This is a genomic window from Microbacterium sp. BF1, assembly GCF_019279095.1.
GTDB classification, from domain to species: domain Bacteria; phylum Actinomycetota; class Actinomycetes; order Actinomycetales; family Microbacteriaceae; genus Microbacterium; species Microbacterium maritypicum.
In genome coordinates, this window is record NZ_JAGYWT010000172.1 from 1 (window position 1) to 5003 (window position 5003).

Here is a 5003-nt window from a genome sequence, read left to right on the forward strand (position 1 = left end):
GCTCATCTGGATCAACACCCCGGGCAACCCGGACGGCCGCACCTGGACCGTGGACGAGCTCGCCGCAGCCGTGAGCCGCGCCCGCGAGCTCGGAGCCGTCCTGGCGAGCGATGAGTGCTATGCCGAGCTGGGGTGGGACGACGAGTGGGCGACCGAGCCGATCCCCTCGATCCTCGACCCGCGGGTGACCGGCGGAAGCCGTGCGAATCTGCTCAGCGTCTACTCCCTGAGCAAGCAGTCCAACCTCGCCGGATACCGTGCGGCGTTCGTGGCCGGCTGTGCGCGCATCGTGGGAGAGCTGCTCACGGCACGCAAGCACCTCGGGCTGATGCCGCCCGCACCGGTGCAGCACGCGATGGCGGTCGCTCTCGGAGACGATGAGCACGTCGCGGTGCAGAAGGAGCTCTACCGCACCCGTCGCGATGCCCTTCGTCCTGCGCTGGAGGCGGCGGGCTTCCGCATCGAGGGTTCCGAGGCGGGGCTGTACCTCTGGGCGACCGAGGGGCGCGACGCCTGGGAGTCGATGGCGCGACTCGCTGATCTCGGCATCCTCGCAGGCCCTGGGCCCTTCTACGGAGCCGACTCCGCACAGCATGTCCGGCTCGCACTCACCGCGCCGACCGCGCACGTCTGCGAGGCCGCGCGTCGACTCTCCACAACCGATATGGCAACCGATATGTAGGTTCCCTCCTCGGAGGGTCCTTCTGTTTGGCGGATGTCACAGTAGGCCTGTGTGACTACTAGGCTGTAAAGGCGATTCGGTCGTGACCCGACCTGGCGCTTGGGCGCCGTGAGATCGCCAGTTCAGGCTTGATCAAGATCTTGTTCGACATCACCGCGACGAGCGGGGGCGGACACAACGAGGAGGTCCGCGTGAGTGCAGCGGCAGACCAGACGGCGAAGCTGACGATCGGCGACACGACCGCCGAATTCCCGGTGCTGCGCGGCACGGCAGGGCACGACAGCATCGATTTCTCGACGCTGACCCGACAGACCGGATACACCGGCCTGGACTACGGTTTCGTGAACACGGCCTCCACGAAGTCCGAGATCACCTTCATCGACGGTGACAAGGGCATCCTGCGGTATCGCGGCTATCCGATTGAGCAGCTCGCGGGCTCCACCAGCTACCTCGAGGTCGCCTGGCTCCTGATCTACGGAGAGCTGCCGTCCGCCTCCGAGCTCGCGGAGTTCGACGAGAAGATCCGTCGTCACACGCTGCTGCACGAAGACCTCAAGCGCTTCTTCTCGGCTCTGCCGCACACGGCGCACCCCATGTCGGTGCTGTCTTCGGCCGTCGCCGCCCTCTCGACCTACTACGAGGGGCAGACAGACCCGCACAACCCGGAGCACGTCGAGCTGAACATGGTGCGCATGCTCGCCAAGCTCCCCGTGATCGCGGCCTACGCGCACAAGAAGAGCGTCGGCCAGGCGTTCCTCTACCCGGACAACTCGCTGAGCTTCGTCGACAATTTCCTGAAGCTGAACTTCGGTGTGCACAGCGAGGAGTACGAGGTCAACCCGGTGATGTCGAAGGCTCTCGAGCTGCTCCTCATTCTGCACGAGGACCACGAGCAGAACGCCTCCACGTCCACGGTCCGCCTGGTGGGCTCCACCGGCGCGAACCAGTTCGCGTCGGTCTCCGCCGGCATCCAGGCTCTCTCCGGCCCGCTCCACGGTGGTGCCAACGAGGCCGTGCTGACGATGCTCGGTCAGATCCGTGACTCCGGTCAGAGCGTCGCTCGCTTCGTCGAGCGCGTGAAGAACAAGGAAGAGGGCGTGAAGCTGATGGGCTTCGGCCACCGGGTCTACAAGAACTACGACCCTCGCGCCAAGCTCGTCAAGGAGGCCGCCGACGAGGTGCTCTCCTCCCTGGGCGTCACCGACCCTCTGCTCGACCTCGCGAAGGAGCTCGAGGAGCTCGCGCTGGCCGACGACTACTTCCGCGAGCGTCGCCTGTACCCGAACGTCGACTTCTACACCGGGGTCATCTACAAGGCCATGGGCTTCCCGACGCGCATGTTCACGGTGCTGTTCGCGATCGGCCGTCTGCCGGGCTGGCTCGCGCAGTGGCGTGAGCTGCAGCTCGACCCGCAGACCAAGATCGGTCGCCCGCAGCAGCTGTACACAGGAGCGCCCGAGCGTTCCTTCCCGACGCGCTGAGTTCAGACGAGAAAGCGCCCCTTCCGCACGACGGAGGGGGCGCTTTCGTCGTCTGGCAGCGACGCGGTGGATTCAGTCCGCACAACAGCGGACACTGGAGTCAGGACGGCGCCGTCACCGGCCAGTTCGAGCAGCACCTGCGGGCCGTCGCCGATCTTCCGCTCGGCAGCACGGCTCCTCGAGCCGCCTGGTCCGTGATGGTGAACATCCTCGGGGGGCCGGCCGAGGGCACGCTCGACGAGCGTTTCGGCGCGGCGATGACGGAGCACCCGCAGGCGAAGATCCACACCTACGGGAAGTCCCCGAGGCCCGGGCGCAAGGTCGGCCATGTGAATGTGGCCGACGACGATCTCGACGAAGCGGTGTACGTCGCGCGAGCTGCTGCCGCACACTTCCAGTGAGTCTCCGGGCCCGCCGGTGCCCGCGCGGGGACACAGATGCGCCACAAAAGGGGCGTGCCGTTCGGGGTTTCTCCCAGCGGCAGACCGTAGCCTGATCTGGTGACCGAGCCACTGCACTCCTCCGCCGAGCCTCTGGTCGGCGTCGTCATGGGATCCGACTCCGACTGGCGTGTGATGACCGACGCCTCTCAGGCGCTCACGGACTTCGGCATTCCGCATGAGGTCGAGGTGGTCTCGGCGCACCGGACGCCGGACAAGCTCATGTCCTACGCGCGCGAAGCGCGGTCGCGCGGCATCCGTGTGATCATCGCCGGCGCCGGGGGAGCAGCTCATCTTCCCGGCATGCTCGCTTCGATGACCCCTCTTCCCGTGGTCGGTGTCCCGGTCCCGCTCGCCTATCTCGACGGGATGGACTCGCTCCTCTCGATCGTGCAGATGCCCGCCGGCATCCCGGTCGCGACCGTGTCGATCGGCGGTGCCCGCAACGCCGGGCTTCTGGCCGCACGCATCCTCGGTATCGCCGACGCCGACCTCGCCGATCGGGTCGAGGAGTACGCGCGGGATCTCGAGGCGCAGGTCGAGGAGAAGAACGAACGGCTGAAGGGTTCGCTGTGACCCTTGCGCCACCGCGCGCAACACGGCGCCCGCTCATCGAGACCCGGCCCCTGCGGCATCCGGACGTCGCCGACCCGGGGATGATGGCCAAGCGCGGCTGGTGGCTCATCGGGATGAACGTCCTCCTCCCCGGATCGGCTCAGGCGCTCGCGGGCAGTCGACGTCTCGGCCGCTTCGGTCTCGGTGCGACGCTGCTCGCCTGGTTCCTCGTGATCGTGACCCTGGGTCTCGCGCTGTTCGCGCGCCCGGTCCTGCTGTGGTTCACGGTCACCGGTGGCTTCTTCTCGGCAGCGGTCCTTACCCTCGTCCAAGTGCTCCTCATCGGCTACATCGTGCTGTGGATCGTGCTGACCTTCGACACCCTGCGTCTGGTGCGGTTGGTGAAGGTGCCAGGGGCATCTCGGCTCGCCATTCCGGTCGTGGCACTGGTGCTGCTGGGTCTCGTGGGCAGCGGCACCGGATACGCGGCGACCTCCGTGGGGTCGGTGCGCAACACGGTCGGTGCGATCTTCGGGCAGAGCGGACCCAGCGTGGAGCCGAGTGACGGCTACTACAACATCCTCCTCCTCGGCGCGGACAGCGGCGACGGACGCGACTCCATGCGGTTCGACAGCATCTCGGTCGTCTCGGTCAACGCCGACACCGGAGCCGTGACGATCACCGGCATCCCGCGCGAGCTCCCGAACGCACCGTTCAGCGACGGCAGCCCGATGCAGGAGCTCTATCCGAACGGATTCGAGGGGCACAGCTCGTCGAGTTGCGGGTGGAACGGCTGGATGAACCACGTGCGCAACGCCGCTGAGGTCTGCCGGGAGGACGGCGGCGCTGCGCTCTATCCCGACGCGGTCGCCCAGGGTTCCGATCCCGGCATCGAGGCGACGAAGGATGCCGCGGAGGGCGTTCTCGGTATCGAGATCCCGTACTACGTCTTCGTCGACATGCATGGTTTCGCAGAGCTCGTGGACGCTCTGGGCGGTGTGGACATCAACGTGACCGAACGGCTGCCGAAGGGCGGACCGCCGGAGGGCTGGACCGGCAGCGACGTGAACGAGTGGGCGATCGGCTGGATCGAGCCCGGCCAGCAGCGCATGGACGGCGATACCGCCCAGTGGTATGCCCGCTCGCGCTACACCACCAGTGACTGGGATCGCATGAAGCGTCAGCGTGAGCTGCAGGAGGCGATCCTCGGACAGTTCTCAGCGCTTCCTCGACGCGACTCTCGACGACATCGAGCGGGAGCAGCAGGTTCTCGGGGCCGAACGCGACCTCGTCGTAGACGCTTCCGGCGACGATCTGCGCATCGGGGTCCTGGAAGACCATCGCGACCTGTGTGCTCAGCACGGCCGTCTGCGCGCTCGCGGTGTCGATCCCGCCCGCCTCGACGGTGCCGACCATACGCGCGGGGAGCGCGTGGGGGATCAGGCCGTTCAGCGCGAGGGTGAGCGTCGACTTGCCGGAACCGGACGGCCCGAGCAGGAGCACGACTTCGCCCGCGTCGATGTCGAAGGTCACATCGCGCGGTGAGGGGTGCGCCGCATCGGCGTGGGTGAGCGAGAGCTCACGCACGCGGAGCAGGGGCGCGGATGGGCGCACAGTGGAGTCCCGGGTCGGCGGATCGTACCCCTCTAACTTAGCTGAGCCTTACCTGATAATCCATGCGCGCAGAAGCCCTCTTCCGGATGACCGCTGTCATCCGTGCCACGAAGCGCTGGCGCCTGGTGGAGATTCTGGAGAAGGCCAAGTGATTCAGCAGGAATCCCGACTCAAGGTCGCCGACAACACCGGCGCCAAGGAGCTGCTCACCATCCGCGTTCTCGGTGGCTC

General features: G+C 67.1%; 4 protein-coding genes and 3 pseudogenes. 6 read left to right on the top strand and 1 reads right to left on the bottom strand.

The features are described 5' to 3' along the window. The 5 genes and pseudogenes from KZA10_RS07890 to KZA10_RS07910 all read left to right on the top strand — a co-directional run. Positions 1-682, top strand: a 682-nt coding sequence (locus KZA10_RS07890; protein ID WP_218682591.1) for an aminotransferase class I/II-fold pyridoxal phosphate-dependent enzyme, incomplete at its 5' end; no start/stop codon positions are given. Positions 683-873: 191 nt separating this feature from the next. Further along, positions 874-2163: a citrate synthase gene (locus KZA10_RS07895; RefSeq protein ID WP_055866746.1), complete on the top strand. Its 1290-nt coding sequence runs from the start codon at positions 874-876 to the stop codon at positions 2161-2163. 77 nt (positions 2164-2240) lie between these two features. Further along, positions 2241-2564: pseudogene (locus tag KZA10_RS07900) on the top strand (5-(carboxyamino)imidazole ribonucleotide synthase); the annotation flags it as partial. Between the two features lie 147 nt (positions 2565-2711). Then, positions 2712-3179: a 5-(carboxyamino)imidazole ribonucleotide mutase gene (purE, locus tag KZA10_RS07905; RefSeq protein ID WP_218682592.1), complete on the top strand. Its 468-nt coding sequence runs from the start codon at positions 2712-2714 to the stop codon at positions 3177-3179. Beyond that, a pseudogene (locus tag KZA10_RS07910) lies at positions 3176-4378 on the top strand (LCP family protein); the annotation flags it as partial. The gene purE and the pseudogene KZA10_RS07910, both read left to right, overlap by 4 nt. Positions 4379-4421: 43 nt before the next feature. Here the strand turns inward: KZA10_RS07910 and KZA10_RS17885 are convergent. Continuing rightward, positions 4422-4772, bottom strand: a pseudogene (locus KZA10_RS17885) (ATP-binding cassette domain-containing protein); the annotation flags it as partial. Between the two features lie 148 nt (positions 4773-4920). Between KZA10_RS17885 and KZA10_RS07920 the strand changes: the two are divergent. Next, positions 4921-5003 (top strand): uL14 family ribosomal protein (locus KZA10_RS07920; protein ID WP_218682593.1); only part of this gene is annotated, 83 nt, incomplete at its 3' end.

Bases quoted from the DNA above. Each gene is read 5' to 3' on its own strand.
- purE (WP_218682592.1), top strand. From the start codon at position 2,712: ATGGGATCCGACTCCGACTGGCGTGTGATGACCGACGCCTCTCAGGCG.